Consider the following 20436-nt stretch of genomic DNA (forward strand, 5'->3'; position numbering starts at 1 on the left):
CACAATGCTGTTTGTGCGAGTGAGCCGTCAAAGTCGTCCCATATGGACACTTTTCAGCCGAAGACGCCACTCGCCTCACGCAGAGTCGCGGGCAGCAGCCTCAGCGGGGGCTGATGAGGCCGGACTCGTAGGCGGCGATGACGAGCTGGGCCCGGTCGCGGGCACCGAGGCGGGCCAGGAGTGCGGTGATGTGGCTGCGGCAGGTGGCCCGGGTGATACCGAGCTCGGCCTCGATCTCACTGTTGGACAGGCCCTGGGCGATGAGCAGCAGCACCTCGCGCTGGCGGGGTGTGAGGGCCTCGACGGCATCGGCCCGGGTGCTGCCGGAAGCTCCGGCCGACGCCGCGCGCGGCATGCGGGCCACGAGGCGAGACAGCACCTGGGGGCTGAGCAGCGACTGCCCCTCGTGGACGGTGCGCACGGCGTCGACGAGGGACTGCGGGTCGGTGTCCTTGAGCAGGAAGCCGCAGGCGCCGGCGCGCAGGGCGCCCAGGACGTAGTCGTCGATCTCGAACATGGTCAGGATAAGGACGCGCGTGGCCGCGAGCGCCGGGTCGGCGCAGATCCGGGTGGTGGCCTCGATACCGGTGAGGCCGGGCATCTGAATGTCCATGAGGACGACGTCGGGGCGCAGCTCGGCAGCCAGGGCGACCGCGCGGGAGCCGTCCTCGGCCAGGCCGACGACGCTCATGCCGGGCTCGGCCTCGAGCAGAGCGGCCAGGGTGGTGCGCAGGAGGGCCTGGTCCTCAGCGATGAGGACCCGGATAGGGGCACTTCCCGGCCCGGGAACGGCTTCAGTCATGGGGCCTCCCGTGGGAGTCGACGGGCAGCGTCGCCTCGATGGCGAAGCCGGGGGCGTCGGCACGGGGGCCGGCGGTCAGGGTCCCACCAAGCGCGGTCAGGCGCTCATGGAGTCCGCGCAGTCCTTGCCCGGCCCCGAGGTGAGGCTCCCAGCCGGTCGCGGGCCCGTCGTCGACCACGGCGATGCGCAGCAGTCCCGGCTCCCGGCGGAGGGTCACGCGGGCGCGCGTGGGGCCGGCGTGGCGGGCGGTATTGGCCAGGGCCTCGGCCACGACTCGGGCAGCGGCCTGCACCACCGGGGCGGGGAGGAGATCGGGTGCCGCCGCGCCCCGGATGGCAGCCGCTTCTGCACGTGTCCCGACATCAGAGTCGAGCTCGACGGTGACACCGGATCGCCCAGCCCGGTCGATCGATTCGTCGATTGATTCATGGAGACTCTCGGTGAGTTCGTCGGGAGTACCGGTCTTCGCCGCCGGTACGCCCTCCGCTGAGGTCACAGCGGTTGCAGCGGTCGCCGAGGCCGCAACGACCGCTCCCGGCGTCGGGGGCCTGCTCCCGTCGCGCAGGACGGCGAGCATGCGCCGCAGCGCGTCGGTGGCCTCGCGGGAGGCGGTCTCGACGTCGTCGAGTGCGGTCCGCAGCCCGTCGGGGGTGGTCTCGAGGCGCTGGGCCACGGCGCAGCGCACGGTGATGGCGCCGAGGTTGCCGGAGACGACGTCGTGCAGCTCGCGGGCGATGACGAGGCGGTCCTCGGCGACGGCGCGCGCGGCGGTCTCCTGCGCCAGGCGCCGCTCGTAGGCACGCTGGTCGCGCCGCAGCAGCCACAGGGAGGCGACGACGAGCCCGGCCATGACGAGCAGCACCGTTATCTGGGCGCGCCGAGAAGGAACCGGGGAGAAGCCGACCATGGTGCCCAGGCCGACAACAACCACGGTCAGCCCGGTGATGGCGCGCCCGAGCGGCGAGTGGCGCGGTGGGACATCGGGGGCAGGCACGCGGCCAGTCTAGGAAGGCGGCTCGGGCGCTTCATCGAACCAGGGTCTGACGGACCTGGGTCTGAGGCAGTGGGACCGCCTCGGCTGGGCGGCCGATGCGCGCTGCCGCTCGGCGCGCTGGAGTTGGCCCATGATCAGTATTGAGAACCTCGTCAAGCGGCACGGGGAGCGGGAGGTGCTTCACGGCGTGAGCCTGGAGGCCCGTCCGGGCCGCGTCACCGGATTCGTGGGCCCGAACGGCGCCGGGAAGTCCTCGACCCTGCGGTGCCTGCTGGGTCTGGACCGGGCCGACGGCGGGCGGACGCTTATCGGCGGGCGCCCCTACCGCGAGCTGCGCGAGCCGCTGCGCACGGTGGGGGCGGTGCTCGACGGCTCGGGCGCGCATCCCTCGCGCACGGCCCGCGGTCACCTGGGTTGGGTGGCCTCGGGCGCAGGGATCAGTCGGCATCGGGTGGCCGAGGTACTCGACGTCGTCGGGCTGAGTGATGCGGCCGGGCGGCGGGTGCGCACCTTCTCCCTGGGAATGGGGCAGCGCCTGGGGCTGGCGACGGCGCTGCTGGGCGACCCGGAGGTGCTGGTCCTCGACGAACCGGTCAACGGCCTGGACCCGGAAGGGATCCGGTGGATCCGCACGCTGCTTCGGCAGAGGGCCGATGCCGGGGGCACGGTCCTGCTGTCCAGTCATGTTCTGGCAGAGCTGGGCGAGGTGGCTGACGACGTCGTCGTCATCGCCGGCGGGCGGGTGCGGGCCGCCGGGACGCTGGAGGAGGTCGCGGCGGGCTACGCGAACCTGGAGGAGGCCTTCTTCTCGCTGACTGCCCCGACCGGGGGCAAGGCCGGCGGTCGGGGCGGCCGGGCCGGACGCGAGGAAGGGGTCCGTTCATGAGCGCGGCGACGGCGGTGGTGCGTTCCCTCAAGGCGGAGGTGCGCAAGACGGTGGGCCTGCCGGGGGCCTGGCTGGGGGCGGCGCTGGCGATCGTCCTGCCGCTCCTGATCGAGTACTACACGGATCATGACCTGGCGGCGCGGCTGGCGGCCGGCGACCCGGATGCGCCGGCGCAGCTGGGCAACGTCGGCGTCATCGGGCTGTACGTGGGGACGACGGGGATCGTGGTGCTGGCGGTGAGTGTTGTGGTCAGCGAGTACGCAAGTGATCCGCGCACGAGCGGGGCCTCCGGCGCTCCGCGACAGGTGACGACGACGATGCTGGTACAGCCGCGGCGCGGGGCATCGGTGGCCGCGAAGCTGCTCGTGGTGCTGGGTGCTGCGACGGTGCTCCTGGCGGTGGCGTGGACGGCGACCTACTCGCTGTGCCGGCACCTGCTGGGGTCGAGTGTGCCCTTCGAGCCGGTGCCGTGGTGGATGCTGATGGGAATCCTGACGTGGTGGGTGTTCTCGGCAATGGCGTCGATGGCACTGGCGATGGCGACGCGCAGCGCGCTGGTGTCGATGACGGTCCTCGTAGCAATGTCGACGATGATCTCGCCGGGGGTGCTTCTCATCAAGTCCACCGATGCGGCCCGGTTCCTGCCGGATACCGCGGCGGTGCGGCTCATTGCGAACCCGACGACGCTCAACTACGACCGGCTCGTCGAGCTGCTGTCGATCCCGATGGCGGCCGCCGTCTGCACGGCGTGGGCGGGCGGGTGCGCGGCGGTGTGCTGCTGGGTGTGGATGAGGCGGGACGTATGAGCGGAGCCGGTGCGACCAGCAGGGTGAGGGCTACCGCAGGGGTGACGACAGCCTGGGGGCGTGCGCTGCACGCGGAGCTGCTGAAGGTGGTGACGCTGCCGGCGATGTGGTGGTCGGCAGCGGTGGCGGGCGCGGCTGCGATCGCCACGATGATGTCGGTCCTGCAGAACGTGGTGGATGGGCGGGACTTCGGATTCGAGGAGATCGCGCCAATGTGGACGTTGGCGGTGCAGATCGGCTTCGTGGCGGCCGGTGTGGCCGCCGCGGGTGCCGAGCACTCCACGGCGCAGGGCATGACGAGTCTGCTGGTGACGCCGGCGCGGGGGCGGCTGGCGGCGGCGCGACTCATGGTGCTGACCGGTACGGGACTGGTGGCGGCGAGCGTCCTGGTCGGGGCGAGCCTGGCGGCGTGCCCGACGATGTCGACGGCGGCGCTGTGGGCCGGCGGAAGAACCGTGGTCTGGTTGACGGCGGTGCTGCTGCTGGCGGCCGGGCTCGGTGCGGCGCTGCGCAGCGTCATCGGCGCGTCGACGGCGGCCGTGGTGCTGGTGATCCTGACACCGCAGCTGGCCGTGTTCCTGGGCGACGCCGCCCGCTGGTTCCCCGGCCAGGCGGGCCAGATCTGGCTGACGGCAGCCGAATCGCAGGCGGACGTCACCTCCGCCGGACTCATCATCCTGGCCTGGACGACGGCCACTCAGATGGCTGGCATCGTCCGGCTGGTGCGGGCCGATGGATGAGGATCAGGACACCACAAGTACGAGCCGGCCGCCGCTCATCAAAGCCAAGGGTGAGAGCGAGTGAGGACGCTTTCACCCCTATCCCCTGCCGAGTAAACCCAGATCGCTCAACATCGTTCCAGCACGATATACTCCCGCAGAGACATTCTGCCATCGCAGGCAGACACCCCCGTCTCTCACCTGCTCTTTTCATGAGGGAAGCACCATGGACAGCGATACGTTCACTCCAGAAGAGGAGCTCGATGCGCACCTAGCTACCATGAAATGGCTGGAAGAACAACGCATCAACGGACATGAAATACTGACCTTTCAAACCCTTAACGACGGATTCCGCTGGCACGGCCATCGAATTCAGTTAATCAACAGAAATCAAGGAATATGGCGCCCAAAGCAGTTTCGCGGAGCTTTTTCCTTCAAAACTACATCTACAGAAGAAGATTCCAGGCCATACGATGATACTATCGATGACGACGGACTTCTCCACTACCAGTTCGCCGATTCGGACAACAAGACATGGACAAACGATGCGATGATCGAGGCGCATCTGCGCAAGTATCCACTCGTTTGGCTTATTCGAGTGCCGTCAATGAAGAATCCAACATTGTACTATATGCGATTCCCGGCATACATCAAAGATGTCGACCTCCAGAAGCAGGAATTTATTATAGACATCGATGATTCGATCCCCTACGGAAACCTCACGAACCCACCTCCTATTGAAAAGAAATATAAGTCAAGGTGGATGAAAGAGCGCATCCACCAGCACGATTTCAGGGAGCACGTACTCAGTGCCTACCAGATCTCTTGCGCAGTCTGCGATCTTCCGCACGCACAGCTCCTGGAAGCCTCGCACATCATCGCCGACTCCAGGGAAGCGGGAGTCCCTGAGGTCAGCAACGGCTTGGCCCTGTGCAGACTCCACCACACCGCCTACGACCGCCATCTCCTCGGCATCGACGCCGACCGCCACATCCACGTGGCAACACGAGCAAAGCGCCTCGAGACCGCCCGTCTGCAAACTGGATTGTTAAAATTCGAAGGTCACTCCCTCACGCATGTGCCGGCCTCCAAACAGATGCGCCCCGATGGCGACCGTCTTGCCGAACACTTCGAGGACTTCCTCAAAGCAGAGGCTCAAACAGTCAGATAGACCCAAAGCTTCCGACAAGCTACACACAGCTCCAGAGAATGGGTTCCATCTACTCGAAGGAGCCCGCCATGACCTACCCGCGAGACATCACAACCGAAGTCGAGGCAGCAGTGCTTGAACATGCGGATCGCCTCGCCGCTATCATCGGCAAGCACTGGCACCCCACGAACGACACCGATCGAGATGATGTCATGCTGCTCGTCGCAGATCTCCTGCGCGCGCACGCCGAAACAGGGATCGAGATGCAGACCTGGAGGGCAGCACTCGACGTCGTCATGGATCACCTTGCCGCAGAGCCAGAAGGTGCCGATCTACTCCACCGGCTCGGCAGACCTACCTGGTTCACCGTCATCGGCACCACTAAGAGCAGTCACCGAGAGGCCGTCGCCGTCATCCCCGGCCGGCGCCATCTAGAGACCGCCATCGGCGCCTGGGCAACTCAGGTCCAGGCGCCGACTGCAGCTGACGCTGTGAGCGCCGCTGTCAGCAAACACTTACAGCACACCTACCTGGCCGCCCCTACCGGTAACGACGCGCAGCCTCGCGAAGCTGTTCGGCGTACTGATAGATGTCTTCTAGACGATCGATCTGGTGACGAGTCTCGGTTTTATGCTCATCAAGCAGACCAAGATACTTCTTGTTTTTCCCATTGAAGTGGAAGCGGCATATTGGTCTGCGATTAGAATCATCAACAAGAACGCCGAAATAGCTCTTGGTGTCGCGGTCAACGACCCGTTCCAGCGGAATTTCTGACACCACGATCGCACGAACAATCATGTATGCCTGCTTTTCTTCCTCGGTAGTAACAATTCCTGATTTCTTATCCTCGACCTCAACCTCACTCCGAGTGTTTTCTTCTTCACTTTCGGGAGAAGCGGAAACAGTCTCACCAAGTGCATTCTTAAGACGCTCATTAACCTGATCAGCAAGGAACTGCCTGCACGCCTTCTCGACAACCCCTTGAAAAAACTCCCTCATTTTCGCGGTAAGTGCACCGTCATACACCCGGCGGGCAAACAGCTGCACAAAATCCGCATCCGGCTCACTGAAGGTCTTTGCAATCTCCGCCCTAGTAGAGGACACGTACTTGAGTTCCTCAGCCGCCGTTAACACCGAATCGAGATCAAATGTTGCTTTAGTTAACTTTTTCAATTCGGGAAGAATGTAACTATCTACATTTAGAAGATCCAGGCGAAGAAATGGCTTGGAATCCATGATGTTGGGCTTGTCCAGATCGGTGTAAAAATGCCAGCACCTCCCATTAGTCAAGACCCCAATCCTAGCATTAGATACGGAGAAGTATCGAACTAGCTGGCTAGCGTGTTCAAGCGACAGAGGTTCGCCAACCTTTTTAGCTTCAACAAGAATCTGTATGGTTTCCTTACGCTTGATGGCATAGTCAATTTTTTCAGCTTTCCGACTACCGACGTCGGCAACAAATTCCGGCACAACTTCATCTGGATCAAATACGTCATAGCCTAGAACACTCTGAATGAAAGGCATGATGATCGCATTTTTAGTGGCTTCTTCGGTCTCAAGCGAACCGGCGTAGTCTCGCACACGGTTTGCTATGTTGAGCAACGCATCTTCGAATGACATGAGTCCTCACTGACTGCCTCGGAACAACGGCTTTGTCGGTTCGACATCATAGATCAACCACTTCCCGCTCTCTCACAACTTTCAACGCATAACTCGAAATTGTCGCCATACCGTTATTTACGTATAGAACTCGAGACAAGGGTCTAGTGTCACATTGAGAGCTCGCCATCAAAAGTGGCAGACCTTCTTTCAAACCAACCGAAAGTCCCACTCACTTTCAGTAACATACCAACGCAGTATGCACATTTTATTCAAATCTAGCGGACACTCATCCAGTGGTGCTGCAGTCCAACGCGTTCTAACCTACAGAAGTTATCATAAGGGCACTCCCAAGCAGACATACTCCAGTTGCGTCTCCACCGTATCTACCAGTGCGCAACCGAAATTTCATCTCCTCCCCTGAGAGACTTAAGGCACTCGGAATTTCAATACGATCACTCCACGGTCAATCGCTTTTTTCTACTCACAAGCGATGCCGTCGTTATCGCGGTCCAGCTCACGCCGGTAACCGGACTGCCCTCGATAGAGCGGCGCCACACCGGCATCGCGAGCCGCCTTGCAGTTGCGGTAGTAGACACCGCTCGAGTCGGCTTCCGACCGAGTCGGTTCCTCACCTGTGCCAGACGAGGTACCACCTCCGGAATTTTCTTCACTCGTCTCCGGCGTCGGCTCCGACACCGGCGCAGCGGGAACCGTCGCCGGTGGAGCGGGAGCCTCAGTCGCTGGCACCGGTGACGGTGAATAAACAACTGTTGGCACTGGCGACGGGCTGTAGACAACCGTGGGAACAGGGGTTGGTGAGTACACCACAGTGGGCGTCGACGCCGCCGTCGGCTGGGACGGAGCATCGTCCGACGCGCCAGCAGCGCCAAGCCCAGCCCCAAGAACAAACGTCACAACATAGGGGACAAATCTCCTCAAATTCGTCCGACGCCTCGGCATCGGACTGTAGTATTGGCTGGGACCAACATAGGAATATGCTGACGAATATGGAGGAGAAGGGGGTACGCTCATGATGCCTCAGGTCGCAAGAAAGGATCATTACGGCTAGTCGAGAAGATTAAAGCACCTCGACGAATCCAGCGTCCTGAAATTTCGGAAAATGAAATCATACCGCAACCTACAGTTGTCTCCAGAAGTACAAAGACGACTTAGCCACTGAAGCTCATTCCCTTTGTACCCCTCTGGCTACTGCGGGTTTAACGCATCCCGATACTCCTGCCCACTCGGTCCACTTCCGCTCACTCCGTGCCATCTCAGCTCACGTGACGTGAGCGAACGTCGTGCTCCTTATACAAGATCCCACAGACCGTCCAACCGAATGTGCTTCGTTCGCAGCACGTAGACGCTACGAACGAAGCACATGGAACTGGTGGACGACTCTGCAGCGTCCCCGTTCTAGACGGCAGGCGTCAACGGAGCCTTACTTGATCTCGCAGGCGACGCCATCCTTGTCTCGATCCAGGTCCTCGCGATACCCGGGATCACCTCGGTACAAGGGAGCAGCGCCTGCTGCCTTCGCAGCCTTGCAGTTGGGGTAGTACGTGCTCTCCTGCTTCGGCTCCGGAGCGGGTGCGGGAGCCGCCCCACCACCGCCACCCTGCGTATCCGCCTCCGGCGTCGGCTCGGGCTCCTGCGTCTCAGGCGGCGTCGAGGGCTCGGGGGTCGGGGCCTGCGTCGTCGGGCTCGGTGACGGCGTGGGCGTCGGCGTAGGCGTCGGGGCGGGACTCGGCGTCGGGGTCGGAGCGGGGGACGGAGTCGGAGTAGGAGACGGCGACACCGAAGCAGTCGCCGTCGGCGAGGGTGCCGGTACCGGCGAGTCCACATCGTCAGCCGACGACGGGACCCCGCACCCGGCCAGTCCGGCGCAGACCGCGATGGCAAGGGCCGCAGACACTGACCTCACCGTCACCTTCTGGCAACGGGACATCGGAGTTGCCGCCCGACCAGCACCGGCGTGGAACGATCGCAAAGAGACGAAGTGGACAGGGAAATTCTTCATGAGAGCCTCGAAAAGGAAAAGTGAAAGACAATGTGTTGCGCTACGTCAAGCCGCATAGCACTCGACGCAGCATGACGGGACACGCGAAGATGAGATCTGGAGCAGCGAGAGCCGGCATTGGCTTGCCGCAGCAATAGTCAGGCCTTACTTATTTTGATCGCAGGCGATGCCGTCCTTATCCCGATCCAGCTCGGGCCGGTAGCCAGGGTCACCCTTGTACATCGGTGCAGCCCCGGCAGCCTTGGCGTCGTCACAGTTGGCGTAGAACTCCTTCTGAGGCTCAGGCTCGGGGGTCGCCCCCTCCTCGGAGCTCTCCCCGGAACCCGAGTCACCGCCACCGAACCAGCCGCTCCGGCCAGACGAGTCGTCCGTCGGCTCCGCAGCGGGCTCCTCAGCAGGCGCCTCCTCGGAGTCAGCGGAGCCATCGCTGCCGGAGTCCTGCTGCGACTCGGCCGGCGCAGTCGAAGACGGAGCATCACTGCTAGTGCTGGCGGTGTCGTCACAGCCGGCGAGCCCGACGCCAAGAACCAGGGCGAGGAGCACGGGAGCCGAGGTCCTCAACAGCCCCCGCCGCTTCGACGTCGAGGAAGACACTGATGAAACAGACGAACGGGAAAATATGGGAGGAATAGGGGACAAAAAGGGCGCGTTCACGAGAGCCTCGAGTCAGGAGAAGGGATGGTGGGCGGCTAGCCGATAGAATTGAAGCACTCCAGGGGCAGTAATAACTCACGCAGCCATAAAATGCAATCGCATTGATACACACATTTTTCACTGTCACTGGGAGTAGAAATTGAAATGCGACTGCTTGACAATTGTCCCTTATTTTTACGCTTAGTGCGCAGTCTTCCAACCCCACGACAGCCGACCACACATGCGCTCAGGCAGCTCAGCAAGGCTTAGGGAGTCGAACCGGAGTCTGACGAACCAGGGTCTGAGGGGCACACCGAGACTCAGCCGCCGGGGCGATGTGACTCATGGGCCGGCCGCCGCACACTTCCGGCCATGAGCACTTCCCGCACGTCCCTGCCCCAGCAGACGCCGACCATCTCCGGAGCACCGGATCCTGCGCCGTCGGACTCCGCTCCGGTCTCGACTCCGACCGCGAGCACCCACCCCGACCGACTGAGCACCGTCACACTGGTCATCTTCACAAGCGTCTACGCCTTCTTCTTCCCCCTCCACCTCGGCCACTTTCTCATCCCCGGGGACGCCGGCCCCGCAACCGGCCTCGCGCTCTACATCGCTCTCTTCGCCGTCGGCTGCGTCGCCTTCCGCCACCCGCTGGCCCGGGCCGCCCGTCAGGTAGCGGCCCGTAAGCGGCGGGCCGTCCTCACTCTCATCGTGGGCGGACTCGCCACCTTGGTCATCGAGCTCGTCGGCGGCCTGGCGTCCTCGGCCCTGCTCAACCTCGCCGGCCTGTCCGGAGCAACCCTGCAGAATGACACCAGCGTTGGCGAAGCCACGCGGATGTTCCCGCCGATCATCATCGTCGTCGTGCTCGGGATCGTGGGGCCGATTGTGGAGGAGATGTTCTTCCGCCAGCTCCTCATTGGGCTCATCGAGCGTTTCGCGCCGACCTGGGTGGCTGTTGTCGTCTCCAGCGTCCTGTTCGGTGCGCTGCACATGCACTCGTTCGCGCTCTCCGAGGTACTGAGCGTCATCCCGCACGCCTTCTTCGGGCTCAGCTGCGGGCTGCTCTATGTCAAGGCCGACCGCAACCTGCTCTACCCGGCGAGCATCCACTGCCTCAACAACCTCAGCGCCTTCCTGACCCTCCTCCTGCACTGACCGCATCACACTCACCTTCCGCTCCGGGCCCGTTCCGGCTCGTTCAACGCGCGGGCCGACGGCGCCCGGAGTACTATTTCGGTATGTCGCGAAATACCGAATCAGGAGTCTTCGCCGCCCTGGGGCACCCCACACGGCGCGCGATCCTGGCTTTCCTGCGCGATCACGACTACGTCAGGGTCGGCGAGATCGCCAACGCCGTCGGCGTCTCAGGATCAACCCTGTCGGGCCACCTGCGCACGCTGCGCGAGGCCGAGCTGGTCGACACCCGTCGCCGCGGCACCGAGATCCAGTACCGCGTCAACCTCACCCTCATTGACGAGGCCATGCTGCTGCTCGCCTCCCTGGGCGGCACGCTCAAAGCCCCCGATCCCACCGTCCGCCTCGCTCAGGAAAGGAGAGAACCATGACAACCGAGAACCGCCCAACTCGTTTTCCCGCCGGAGTTGTTATCGCTGCGGCGATCGCCCTGGCCTTCATGATCGCCTGGAGCGCCGTGCACTGGCCGGAGATGGCGCCCACCATCGTCACACGGGAGGCCGGCGGCAGCCACGGCGCGAGCATCATCCCCCGAGGCTTTAGCGCGTCGGCAATGCCGGTGACCCTCGTGCTGGTCTCCTCGCTGATGGCGATCAGCCCCTGGGTGAACGCGAAGTTCTCCTCCCTCACCGGCATGCCAATGCCCCGCTACGACCGCAGTGCCGCACGGGTCCGCACCGCGACGCAGGCCGGGCTTTGCCTAGTGATGTGCGCCGTGCACGTCTTCGTCGTCGGCCTCCACACGGGCTCCGAGACCTCCGCGCTCACGCTGGTGGCGATGAGCCTGGGCGCCCTGCTGGTCCTTCTGGGCATCTACCTCCCCATCGCGCAGTCCGACGTCGAGACGAATGACTCCTGGCTCAATGCCCTCATCGTCGCTCAACGCTCGATGAGCCGCAGCGCGGGCATCTCGATGGTCGTCGTCGGCCTGGCCACGATTGCGGGCACCACCGCCAGCCCGTGGCTGGGTCTGGCGATCGGAGGCAGCGGAGCGGTAGCCATCACCGTGACCCTTCTGGTCGCCTCCCTGGTCAGGGCCATGCGTTTGAGCAGGCCACGGCACCGCCACCCGTAAGCCGCAGTCACATATCTGCAGGGTCGACGCACCCACCGAGATGTCCCGGAGGGTTCGCATGTTGCAACGACATAAGCAATAGCCTCAACACAACCACAACATCCCCTCGTGTTGTCTGATGTCCACAGGACGGCGCACACCCGCCCACCTGGCCAAGGAAAGACAGAAGAAGCAGGAAGGGAGGAGGCACAGAGCAACGACAAGAACACCTCGGGAGACATCATCCATAACGTCGGGCGGCGGCCAGTAAGGCTGCCTAAGGACTGGTCACCGCCCGAAGGGCCGGTACCCGACCGGCCATTCCACCGCGGGGGAGACGGCACGTGCTTCAATCGAGGCATGGCAGTCGTCTCCCCCGTTCCGGTTCCGGGCCCCGTGCCCGGCGAGTCCATCCTGACCGAGTCCGACGCCTCGCTGCTGTTCAGCGGGGCACGCACCGCCTACACCTTCACCGACGAACCGGTGACGGACGCCCAGCTGCGGGCAATCCACGAGCTGGCCAAGTGGGCGCCGACGGCGGTCAACGCCCAGCCGTTGCGGGTGGCGGCCGTGCAGTCCCCCGCCGCCCGGGAGCGGTTACTGCCCTGTCTTCCTCGCGGCAATCGCGAGCAGGCCGCGGGGGCGCCTCTCACACTCGTCTGCGCAGCCGACCGCTCCTTCGCCGAGTCCTTGCCGCGGCTGCACCCGCGCGGCGAGCGCTACCAGCAGCTGCTGGAGGAGGGCGGGCCGGACATGCGGGCACGGTGGGCGCGCGCCTCAGCACTGGTTCAGACGGCCTACGTCATCCAGGCGATTCGCGCCGTCGGGCTGGCAGCCGGCCCCATGAACGGCGATGACGCCGAGGCGTTGGCGGCCGAGTTCTTCGCCGCTCACGACGTGGAGGTGCTGCTGGTCATCAACGTCGGTCACCCGGGGCCGGACGCCTACCAGGAGCGAAACCCGCGCCTGCCCTTCGAGGAGGTCTATCGGGTGCTATGAGCCCAATGGGTCGATCACACCCAGCCCCCGGGCCCGAGCGGCACCGGCCAGGCGGGCGTCGTGAGTCAGAACCGTGACAGGGTGACGAGGGGCGTCCAGCAGTGTCGCGGTGGCCAGGTGAATGGCGTCGAGAGACTTGAGCTCACCGGTCAGGGCGCTGGCGCGCTCAATGACGTCCGGACCGATCTCGATGACCTCCACTCCCGCGATGAACTCATCGACCACACGGACGTCGAAGTGATCGCGATGCGCTGCCCGCGCCATTTCCACCTTGAGAAGGCAGGAGGAGGCCAGCCCCTCCTTCACGCGGGCATCCATGATGAGCCGCGCAGCCTCATCGGCTCCGGGCTGGCCGAGGAGTGCGAGCAGCGCCACTGAGGTGTCGAGGTAGATCACCTGTCCTCCTCGCGCTCGCCGAGGAGGAACTGCTCAAGGTCGAACCCCTCGGGCGCCTCCCACCGCCTGGTGGGCAGCACCCAGTCGTCTGCGGCCGGACGAACCTTGCCTTCACGGACCATGCGCTCGTACCACGACTCGTCATGGCGGATCGGGACGATCTGAGCAATAGGGCGACCGTGGTCGGTGACCGTCACAGGCACACCACTGGACTCGACCTCACGGTAGACCCGCCCGGCCTGCTGATTGACCTCCCGCAGTCCGACAGTTCTGTTCCCCGGAGAAACCGGCACATCCGCTGCACTCATGACACGAGAATACGATATAGGTTCTACATGTACTACTTTGTGGCGGCAAGTCCGGAGCCGGAGTCAAAAGTATCGAGAGGCAGCACCCAGCCGGCGCTACGAGCTAGTCAACGTCCATGAACATGTGCACTCGGCTCACCCGCCCTTGAGCATTGCGGAAGACGATGTTGACACCGCGTTTGACCAACTCCCCGGCAGGGGTGGACATCGACCAGCGCAGGAGCAGCGCATCCCCCGACTCGATCTGCTGGTCGTAGACGAAGTCCAGATCCTTCAGGGCATCGTAAAGACTGGCGACATGATCGACGATGCGGTCAACGCCCTCTACAACCATCGCCGGCGAGGAGACGGTCAACCTCCCGTCCGGTGCCCACATATTCATGATGAGGTCGCGACGTCGTTTCGGATCGGGCTCTATCCATGAGCGTAGGTACTCGTCGGCGAAGTCTGCTGCAGAGGCGGCCATCTGTTCTCCTGGGCTGTCTGGGAGGCGTGCGGGAGCGAGACGAATTCGGAACTGCGCTCACCTCCAGATACGGGAACTACCCCCTGGTGTAGTGGGCGACGTAGTCGATCTGAATGTCGGAGACGGCCGGAGTGAGCGGGCCGGGGACACCGCCGTCGACCGTCTCGTACCATCGGGCGTTCTCGTGGTTGGGATCCATCGCCCCACTCTGGACCCCCAAGAACATCCGCTTGCTGGAGATGTTCTCGCCGACGTCGTCCCGAGTGATCCGGCCCCACTCCTCGCCGTCGAAGGTGAAGGCGATGTACTCGTCCTCCACGATGACACCGTACGTGTGCCAACCACCCATGTCAGGGTTGTCGAGGCTCACTTGTTTCCGCATGTGTCCCTCCGGAGTGGCATCACCCCAGTGGTAGGTGCCCACCACCGGCGGACCATGGAAGCGCCCCTCGACGAAGTCGATCTCCGGCGGTGCCTTCTGGTCCTCGGGCCACAACAGGATCGCGTACCCGATGCCCTTTGCCCGGGAGAACTTGGCGCGCACCTCCCACCGGCCGCGCGAGGCCGCGAAAACCTTGTTGGTCGAGGCACCACCGGCGCTCCACTGACCATCCTGGTACTGGGTGCGAATGATGAGCTCGCCGTTCTGGGTGAAGGAGTCCCTCCTCAACCTCATGCCCATGGCTCCCGGATCGGTGAGGGGGTTATCGCCGTATTGCTCCCAACCAGTTTCCTCGATGGAGGCGTCAAAGCCCTCGAAGAAGTCGACGTTCCAGCCGTCGATCTCGACCTCGGAGCGCCCCCGACCCGAGCCCTCGGAGGGCTGCGAGGGTGAGGCGGTTGCGGCGTCGGACGGGGAGGCGGCGGTCTCGCTCGGCAAGGCGGAGGACTCACCGGACGGGGCAGCAGTGGTCGTCTCCCCCATGCTCGACGACGGTGCCGCCGGCACGGAGGCATTACCGGCCGGCGGCACCGAGGCCGCCGCACTGGCCGGGCCGCCGGGGGATGCCTGCTCGGTGCCGACACTGGTCGACAGAGCAGCAGCCCCCGGGCCCGCACCCTGGGGCTGGACCGGGAAGCAGGCGGTGGCCGTCGCCACGGCAAGACCTACGGTCATGAGAAGCTGGGTTGCTCGTGCGGGTTTCACGGTCGTCTCCTTTGATGCGGGAACCCTTCCAGCGGATACGAGGAGCCTAACCAGTCGGTCGTTATCGGACAAGACACCCGCGCTTATGAGAGGTCCGCGTGGCGCCGCGGCCCCGCCCGCCGCTACGGCCGGACGATCGAACTGTCGTCACTGACGTAGGCGACTGCAAGCCGCTGCGTCCAGGCCATCTGGCCGACGATCTTGACGAGCGCGTTCGCGTCCGACCAGCCGACACTGATGTAGATGTGGTCGGCGCCGATGGTGTATTCGGCGACCGGCAGCCCCTTGTCCTCCCGCTCTTCGAGCTCCTCCTCACTCAGCGCGTCGGGGCCGTTGAACGGGGGGAAGGAGCGGATGAGGTCTCGGTAGAAGGACCTGATCGCCGGGGTAGAGCCGTCGGTGGTGTCGTAGTCGCGCGGCTCCTCCCACTGGGAGACCTGTTCCCACCACTGCGGGAATTCCTCGTCTGAGACCGCCGCCGGCTCGAAAATCAGAATGTCGTAGCTCATGCCCCGAGGCTAGTAGCGCACCCACCGCCCGACCATGGACACCGCTCCCCACACGAGCCGCCCTATGCCGGGCGGTAGGTGAAGCGGTCCCAGCCCAGGGCCTCGATGCGCTCGGCCATGCGCTCGCACACCCCGTCCCAGCCGGGCGCCACGACGTCGAACTCGCCGCTCGTCCCCTCCGAACGCGCCTGCTGGAGGGCGTAGACCCGCGCACCCGCCGCGTGCACCCGCCGGGCCACCTCGACGGCGTCGTCGGCCGTCACGTCCCCGGGCACCACGGTGGTGCGCACCTCGAAGCCCGGCCCGCCGCGATCGGCCGCCTCGATGAGCACCTCCAGGCTCTCCCAGGCCTTCGCGGCCGCGTTCGCCCGGCCGACCACCTGCCCGTAGTGCTCGGGCAGCGCCTTGATGTCCAGCCCCACCCAGTCGACGAGCCCGGACGCGATCATGTCCCGCAGCCGCCGCGGGTAGGGCCCGGCCGTGTGCAGCCCCACCTGGAAGCCCATGTCGATGACCTCGCGGGCGGCGTCGGCCAGGGCGTCCTGGCGCAGCGCCTCACCGCCGGTGAGGACGACGCCGTCGAGCAGTCCCCTCCGGCGGCGCAGCAGGGCGCGCACCTCCTCCCACGCCACCTGGCCGGGCGTGCGGGCGGGGATGAGGGCCTGGTTGTGGCAGTAGAAGCAGTTCCAGGGGCAGCCCTGCAGGAAGACGGTCGCGGTCAGGTGGTCGGGCCAGTCGACCGTGCTCATGGGGACGAGCCCGGCAATCACCAGGTCGTCAGCCGGGCGGTGGCCGGGGCTCTCCCCCGCCGCCGGAACGGGTGGGGAGGCCTGCGAGCCTCTCGGCAGGGAGGTCACGGCTGCTCCTCTCGCGTCTTGTCGTCATGGCGCCGGGTCGTCGGGCGCCGTCGCCGGATCATCCGACGGCGCCCGACGACCCGGCGGATTCTCAGGCACTGACCGCGCTCAGGCGCGAGACGGCCGGGCCGTGGCCGCCGGCGGCGACCTCGGTGAACATCTGCCGCTCCATGTACTCGCCCTTCTTGCCGATGTTGAACGAGCGCACCGGACGGAAGTAGCCCATGACGCGGGTCCACACCTCGCACTCGACCGGCTCGGCCTCCGGGTGGAGCTCGGCGCACTTGTCGCAGGTCAGGTGCTCGCCCACGAGGTATCCGTGGACCGGGCAGATGGAGAAGGTCGGAGTGATGGTGATGTAGGGCGTGCGGAAGGCGGTCAGGGAACGGCGCACGAGCTCCTTGCAGGCGGCGGCCGAGGAGATCCGCTCGTTCATGTACAGGTGCAGGACGGTGCCGCCGGTGTACTTGGTCTGGAGCTCCTCCTGCATCTCCTGGGCCTCGAAGGGGTCGTCGGTGTAGCCCACGGGGACCTGGGAGGAGTTCGTGTAGTAGGGGTTGGTCTCCGTGCCGGCCTGGAGGATGCCGGGGTAGCGCTTGCGGTCCTCCTTGGCGAAGCGGTAAGTGGTGCCCTCAGCCGGCGTGGCCTCGAGGTTGTAGAGGTGGCCGGTGGCCTCCTGGAACTCGACCATCTTGTCCCGCACGTGGTCCAGGAGGCGCACGCACATGGCGTGGCCGCGCGGGTCGGTCAGGTCGTAGGCGTCGTGGGTGAAGTTGCGGACCATCTCGTTCATGCCGTTGACGCCCAGGGTGGAGAAGTGGTTGTCCAGGGTGCCCAGGTACCGCTTGGTGAAGGGGAACAGGCCGGCGTCGATGTGGTGCTGGATGACGGTGCGCTTGAGCTCGAGGGTGTCGCGGCCGATCTCGAGCAGCTCGTCGAGCCGGGCGGTCAGGGCGGCCTCGTCATCGGCGTAGAGGTAGCCGAGCCGGGCCATGTTGATGGTGACGACACCGACCGACCCGGTCTGCTCGGCCGAGCCGAACAGACCGTTGCCGCGCTTGAGCAGCTCGCGCAGGTCGAGCTGGAGGCGGCAGCACATGGAGCGGATCATGCCGGGGTCGAGCTCGGAGTTGATGAAGTTCTGGAAGTAGGGCAGGCCGTACTTCGCGGTCATGGTGAACAGGAGCTCGGTGTTGGGGGCGTCCCAGTCGAAGTCACGGGTGATGTTGTAGGTGGGGATGGGGAAGGTGAAGACCCGGCCCTCGGCGTCGCCCTCGGTCATGACCTCCATGAAGGCGCGGTTGATGAGGTCCATCTCCGCCTGGAGGTCGCCGTAGGCGAAGTCGCAGACGTCGTCGCCGATGAGGGGGTGCTCGTCGGCCAGGTCCGCGGGGCAGGTCCAGTCGAAGGTGAGGTTGGTGAAGGGCGTCTGAGTACCCCAGCGCGAAGGGACGTTGAGGTTGAAGATGAGCTCCTGCATGCACTGCTTGACCTGCCCGTAGGTCATGTCGTCCAGGCGGACGAAGGGCGCCATGTAGGTGTCGAAGGAGGAGAAGGCCTGGGCACCGGCCCACTCGTTCTGGAGGGTGCCCAGGAAGTTGACGATCTGCCCGACGGCGGAGGAGAAGTGCTTGGCGGGGCCGGCGGCGATGGCGCCGGGGACGCCGTTGAAGCCCTGCTGGAGGAGGTCCTTGAGGGACCAGCCGGCGCAGTAGCCGGCGAACATGTCCAGGTCGTGGATGTGGAGGTCCGCGTTGCGGTGGGCCTGGCCGGCGACCGCCGGGTAGACCTGGCTGAGCCAGTAGTTGGCGACGACCTTGCCGGAGGTGTTGAGCATCATCCCGCCCAGCGAGTAGCCCTGGTTGGCATTGGCGTTGACGCGCCAGTCGGAGCGGTCCAGGTACTCGGTGATGGTGGCGATGGCGTCCACGATGGGGCGCTCGCCGCGGGCGACGGCGGAGTCGGCCGAGCCGGGGGCCACCAGGTGCGGGTCGGTGGTGGCGTCGGGCGTGGCGGCCGGCGGCTGCGCCGAGCCGTCAGCTGCGGGGGCGGTGGAGGCAAGGTTCTTCTCGAGCACGGGTCTCTCCGATGGTCCTTCTCGTTCCTGTTCACGGCCTTGTCGAGCGTCGATGAGGCCGGTCCTTCTGGGTGCCGTCAGTGACTGAGCACTGCCTGTTGGGAGCCAACCGGTCGGCGGCACCGGTGCCGACCATACTCCCAAATCACATCGATGAGACACATCATCTTGTGTCTTAATTGTATCTCAACCACAACATCTTGCGATAGAGGCGAGGACTTTCGTCCCTATAGGCGACGCCTTCCCGCGCGATCTCGCGGATGCCGTCGAAGCTGGAACGCGAGCCGACAGGACCACCCGGAGAGCACATATGAGGCCCAGATCACTCCTGCCCGGCGTGTTGGGACGAGGGCGGGAGCGCAACCCTCACCCCTGCGCGCGATCGCTCTCTTCACGATCCACTTGCGCCGCCGGCCGTCTGCTATCCCCCGACGAAGAAGAGGCATCACCAGAGCTGTGCAAAACCCTCCGAGGGAGGTTCGTGTCCAAATCGGAGACAAAGGAGCCCAACCACTTTTCGCCGAGCCACACGAACCGCGGAATCATGCGGTTTTGTCAAGCGCGCTCAGCGCCTGCAACCGCCTTTGTCACCGATTTGGACACTCCCCACCGTTCCAAGGCCCTCTGCACGTCCGGGACGACCTGATGCGCGTAGACATCCTTCCTCGTGAAGCGCAGTGGCAGGAAGCCACGGGCAACAAGCCGGCGGTCGCGCCATCGGTCGAGGCCGAACTGGTACTCGTCGCAGTGGTAGGTGTAGCCGTCCAGCTCCACGACCGCCCATCCCTCAACCACCAGGTCCACCTCGCCGACGCCCTCGATCTCCACCCCGTCCTCGAAGCTCAGTCCTGCAGCCTCGAGGTCCATTCGCGCCAGCGTCTCCAACGGGGAACGAGCCCGGTCACTGGCACGATCGAGCCGTGCGAGCGCACGGGCCGAACCGGGGCCGCGAAGCAGGTCGCGAACCTGTCCGACAGTGACGCGCTCATCGTGAAGTGCTGCGTCAAGAGCGATGAGTGGGGAGTCGTCCTGAACGTGGCAGCGCAGAAAACGAGCCAGCGCCTCAGGAAGTGACTGCACCGGGTATGAGGTTGGCGATAACCGAGTCCGATGCCGGTCTGCATGGAGCACCTCCCGCCCAACAACTGAGAATCGCCTACCTGTCGTGACCACAAGATGAACCTGTTCGGCCCCTTGTGTCACCGGCAGGTCGTAGTAGCGCATAGCGGCCTGACAGGAGAGAAGTCCACCGTGGATACGCGCCAGAACGACGGCACGTTCCACCCCCGGAAGACTGACGACACCGTGCTCATGGTCGATGAGCTCACCGGCTCTCACAAGAGAGGCGATATGACGGCGCTGAGTGCGAGACAGGTCAAGGTCCCGAACGCGCACCGCGCCGTAGCAGCCACGAACAACGGCGAGCAGGTCTGTGTCCAAGGTGCTCATGGAGCCCATTGCCGCCCACCTGCGGAGTGGGCGCAACCCGGTCGCCGGCGCCCTGTGGACAACTGGCGCATCCGTCAGTCTGTGGCCTCCAGGACCCGACATGTCACCAACCCCAGAGACATCACGCCCTGGTAGCCCGAGCATTGTGTCCAAATCGGAGACAAAGGAGCCCAACCACTTTTCGCCGAGCCACGCGAACCTCGGAATCATGCGGTTTCATCAAGCACACTCAGTGCTCGTTGCCGCCTTTGTCACCGATATGGACACTCCCCACCGCTCCAAGGCCCTCTGCACGTCCGGAACCACATGGGAGGTTGTTCATCAGCGTCCCCGTCACCGGCGCTCACCCAGATCAGGACAGGGCG

At 64.9% G+C, this 20436-nt stretch carries 22 protein-coding genes; 8 read left to right on the forward strand and 14 right to left on the reverse strand.

From position 1 onward, the window contains the following. Window positions 1–100 precede the first annotated feature (100 nt). Entirely contained in the window at window positions 101–802 is a 702-nt protein-coding gene (locus tag BKH33_RS05210) for a response regulator (protein WP_003780125.1), read from the reverse strand. Continuing rightward, the gene (locus BKH33_RS05215; RefSeq protein ID WP_076142618.1) at window positions 795–1796 is read right to left on the reverse strand and encodes a sensor histidine kinase; all 1002 of its coding nucleotides are present in this window, start codon (window positions 1794–1796) and stop codon (window positions 795–797) included. The genes BKH33_RS05210 and BKH33_RS05215 overlap by 8 nt, the downstream gene beginning before the upstream one ends. Before the next feature lie 130 nt (window positions 1797–1926). Between BKH33_RS05215 and BKH33_RS05220 the strand changes: the two genes are divergently transcribed. From BKH33_RS05220 to BKH33_RS05235, 4 genes are all read left to right on the forward strand, one after another. Continuing rightward, window positions 1927–2682, forward strand: coding sequence for an ABC transporter ATP-binding protein (locus tag BKH33_RS05220; RefSeq protein ID WP_003780116.1), 756 nt, complete (start codon window positions 1927–1929; stop codon window positions 2680–2682). Then, a complete protein-coding gene (locus tag BKH33_RS05225) occupies window positions 2679–3488 on the forward strand; it encodes an ABC transporter (RefSeq protein ID WP_076142619.1) in 810 nt (269 codons plus the stop codon). Before BKH33_RS05220 ends, BKH33_RS05225 begins: the two co-directional genes overlap by 4 nt. Next, the gene (locus tag BKH33_RS05230) at window positions 3485–4228 is read left to right on the forward strand and encodes a cupin (protein ID WP_076142620.1); all 744 of its coding nucleotides are present in this window, start codon (window positions 3485–3487) and stop codon (window positions 4226–4228) included. The genes BKH33_RS05225 and BKH33_RS05230 overlap by 4 nt, the downstream gene beginning before the upstream one ends. A gap of 205 nt (window positions 4229–4433) precedes the next feature. Beyond that, complete coding sequence (locus tag BKH33_RS05235; RefSeq protein WP_003780102.1) at window positions 4434–5378, forward strand: HNH endonuclease; 945 nt, start codon at window positions 4434–4436, stop codon at window positions 5376–5378. A gap of 519 nt (window positions 5379–5897) precedes the next feature. Here BKH33_RS05235 and BKH33_RS05245 read toward each other — a convergent pair. The 4 genes from BKH33_RS05245 to BKH33_RS05260 form a co-directional block, all read right to left on the reverse strand. Further along, a complete protein-coding gene (locus tag BKH33_RS05245; protein ID WP_076142621.1) occupies window positions 5898–6977 on the reverse strand; it encodes a type I restriction enzyme HsdR N-terminal domain-containing protein in 1080 nt (359 codons plus the stop codon). Between the two features lie 459 nt (window positions 6978–7436). Next, complete coding sequence (locus BKH33_RS13420) at window positions 7437–7991, reverse strand: excalibur calcium-binding domain-containing protein (RefSeq protein WP_081395144.1); 555 nt, start codon at window positions 7989–7991, stop codon at window positions 7437–7439. A gap of 409 nt (window positions 7992–8400) precedes the next feature. Further along, a complete protein-coding gene (locus tag BKH33_RS05255; RefSeq protein ID WP_232621419.1) occupies window positions 8401–8874 on the reverse strand; it encodes an excalibur calcium-binding domain-containing protein in 474 nt (157 codons plus the stop codon). Between the two features lie 249 nt (window positions 8875–9123). Next, entirely contained in the window at window positions 9124–9522 is a 399-nt protein-coding gene (locus tag BKH33_RS05260) for an excalibur calcium-binding domain-containing protein (protein WP_003780109.1), read from the reverse strand. A gap of 462 nt (window positions 9523–9984) precedes the next feature. Here BKH33_RS05260 and BKH33_RS05265 point away from each other — a divergent pair, with 462 nt between their 5' ends. From BKH33_RS05265 to BKH33_RS05280, 4 genes are all read left to right on the forward strand, one after another. Continuing rightward, window positions 9985–10770 (forward strand): CPBP family intramembrane glutamic endopeptidase, encoded by a 786-nt coding sequence (locus tag BKH33_RS05265; protein WP_003780118.1) that lies wholly within the window; start codon window positions 9985–9987, stop codon window positions 10768–10770. 83 nt (window positions 10771–10853) lie between these two features. Beyond that, on the forward strand, window positions 10854–11180 hold the full coding sequence (locus BKH33_RS05270) for an ArsR/SmtB family transcription factor (RefSeq protein ID WP_003780101.1): 327 nt from the start codon (window positions 10854–10856) through the stop codon (window positions 11178–11180). Further along, complete coding sequence (locus BKH33_RS05275) at window positions 11177–11884, forward strand: hypothetical protein (RefSeq protein WP_003780150.1); 708 nt, start codon at window positions 11177–11179, stop codon at window positions 11882–11884. Before BKH33_RS05270 ends, BKH33_RS05275 begins: the two co-directional genes overlap by 4 nt. Before the next feature lie 339 nt (window positions 11885–12223). After that, entirely contained in the window at window positions 12224–12862 is a 639-nt protein-coding gene (locus tag BKH33_RS05280) for a malonic semialdehyde reductase (RefSeq protein ID WP_003780100.1), read from the forward strand. Here BKH33_RS05280 and BKH33_RS05285 read toward each other — a convergent pair. The 8 genes from BKH33_RS05285 to BKH33_RS05320 all read right to left on the reverse strand — a co-directional run bounded on the left by BKH33_RS05285 (window position 12857) and on the right by BKH33_RS05320 (window position 20071). Then, entirely contained in the window at window positions 12857–13258 is a 402-nt protein-coding gene (locus BKH33_RS05285) for a type II toxin-antitoxin system VapC family toxin (protein WP_003780159.1), read from the reverse strand. The two genes, BKH33_RS05280 and BKH33_RS05285, sit on opposite strands and share 6 nt — an antisense overlap. Further along, window positions 13255–13566 carry a type II toxin-antitoxin system Phd/YefM family antitoxin gene (locus tag BKH33_RS05290; RefSeq protein WP_050998453.1) on the reverse strand — a complete coding sequence of 104 codons (312 nt, stop codon included), beginning with the start codon at window positions 13564–13566 and terminating at the stop codon, window positions 13255–13257. The genes BKH33_RS05285 and BKH33_RS05290 overlap by 4 nt, the downstream gene beginning before the upstream one ends. 103 nt (window positions 13567–13669) lie before the next feature. Continuing rightward, complete coding sequence (locus BKH33_RS05295; RefSeq protein WP_003780133.1) at window positions 13670–14032, reverse strand: nuclear transport factor 2 family protein; 363 nt, start codon at window positions 14030–14032, stop codon at window positions 13670–13672. A 76-nt stretch (window positions 14033–14108) separates the two neighbouring features. Beyond that, window positions 14109–15179 carry a glycoside hydrolase family 16 protein gene (locus tag BKH33_RS05300; RefSeq protein ID WP_003780124.1) on the reverse strand — a complete coding sequence of 357 codons (1071 nt, stop codon included), beginning with the start codon at window positions 15177–15179 and terminating at the stop codon, window positions 14109–14111. Between the two features lie 122 nt (window positions 15180–15301). After that, on the reverse strand, window positions 15302–15688 hold the full coding sequence (locus BKH33_RS05305) for a hypothetical protein (protein ID WP_076078475.1): 387 nt from the start codon (window positions 15686–15688) through the stop codon (window positions 15302–15304). A 62-nt stretch (window positions 15689–15750) separates the two neighbouring features. Further along, complete coding sequence (locus BKH33_RS05310) at window positions 15751–16461, reverse strand: anaerobic ribonucleoside-triphosphate reductase activating protein (RefSeq protein ID WP_050998455.1); 711 nt, start codon at window positions 16459–16461, stop codon at window positions 15751–15753. A 175-nt stretch (window positions 16462–16636) separates the two neighbouring features. Further along, window positions 16637–18622: a ribonucleoside triphosphate reductase gene (locus BKH33_RS05315; protein WP_076142624.1), complete on the reverse strand. Its 1986-nt coding sequence runs from the start codon at window positions 18620–18622 to the stop codon at window positions 16637–16639. A gap of 555 nt (window positions 18623–19177) precedes the next feature. After that, the gene (locus tag BKH33_RS05320) at window positions 19178–20071 is read right to left on the reverse strand and encodes a PDDEXK family nuclease (RefSeq protein ID WP_050998454.1); all 894 of its coding nucleotides are present in this window, start codon (window positions 20069–20071) and stop codon (window positions 19178–19180) included. Between the last annotated feature and the right edge of the window lie 365 nt (window positions 20072–20436).

It is taken from the genome of Actinomyces naeslundii, from assembly GCF_001956585.1.
Lineage (GTDB): Bacteria > Actinomycetota > Actinomycetes > Actinomycetales > Actinomycetaceae > Actinomyces > Actinomyces naeslundii.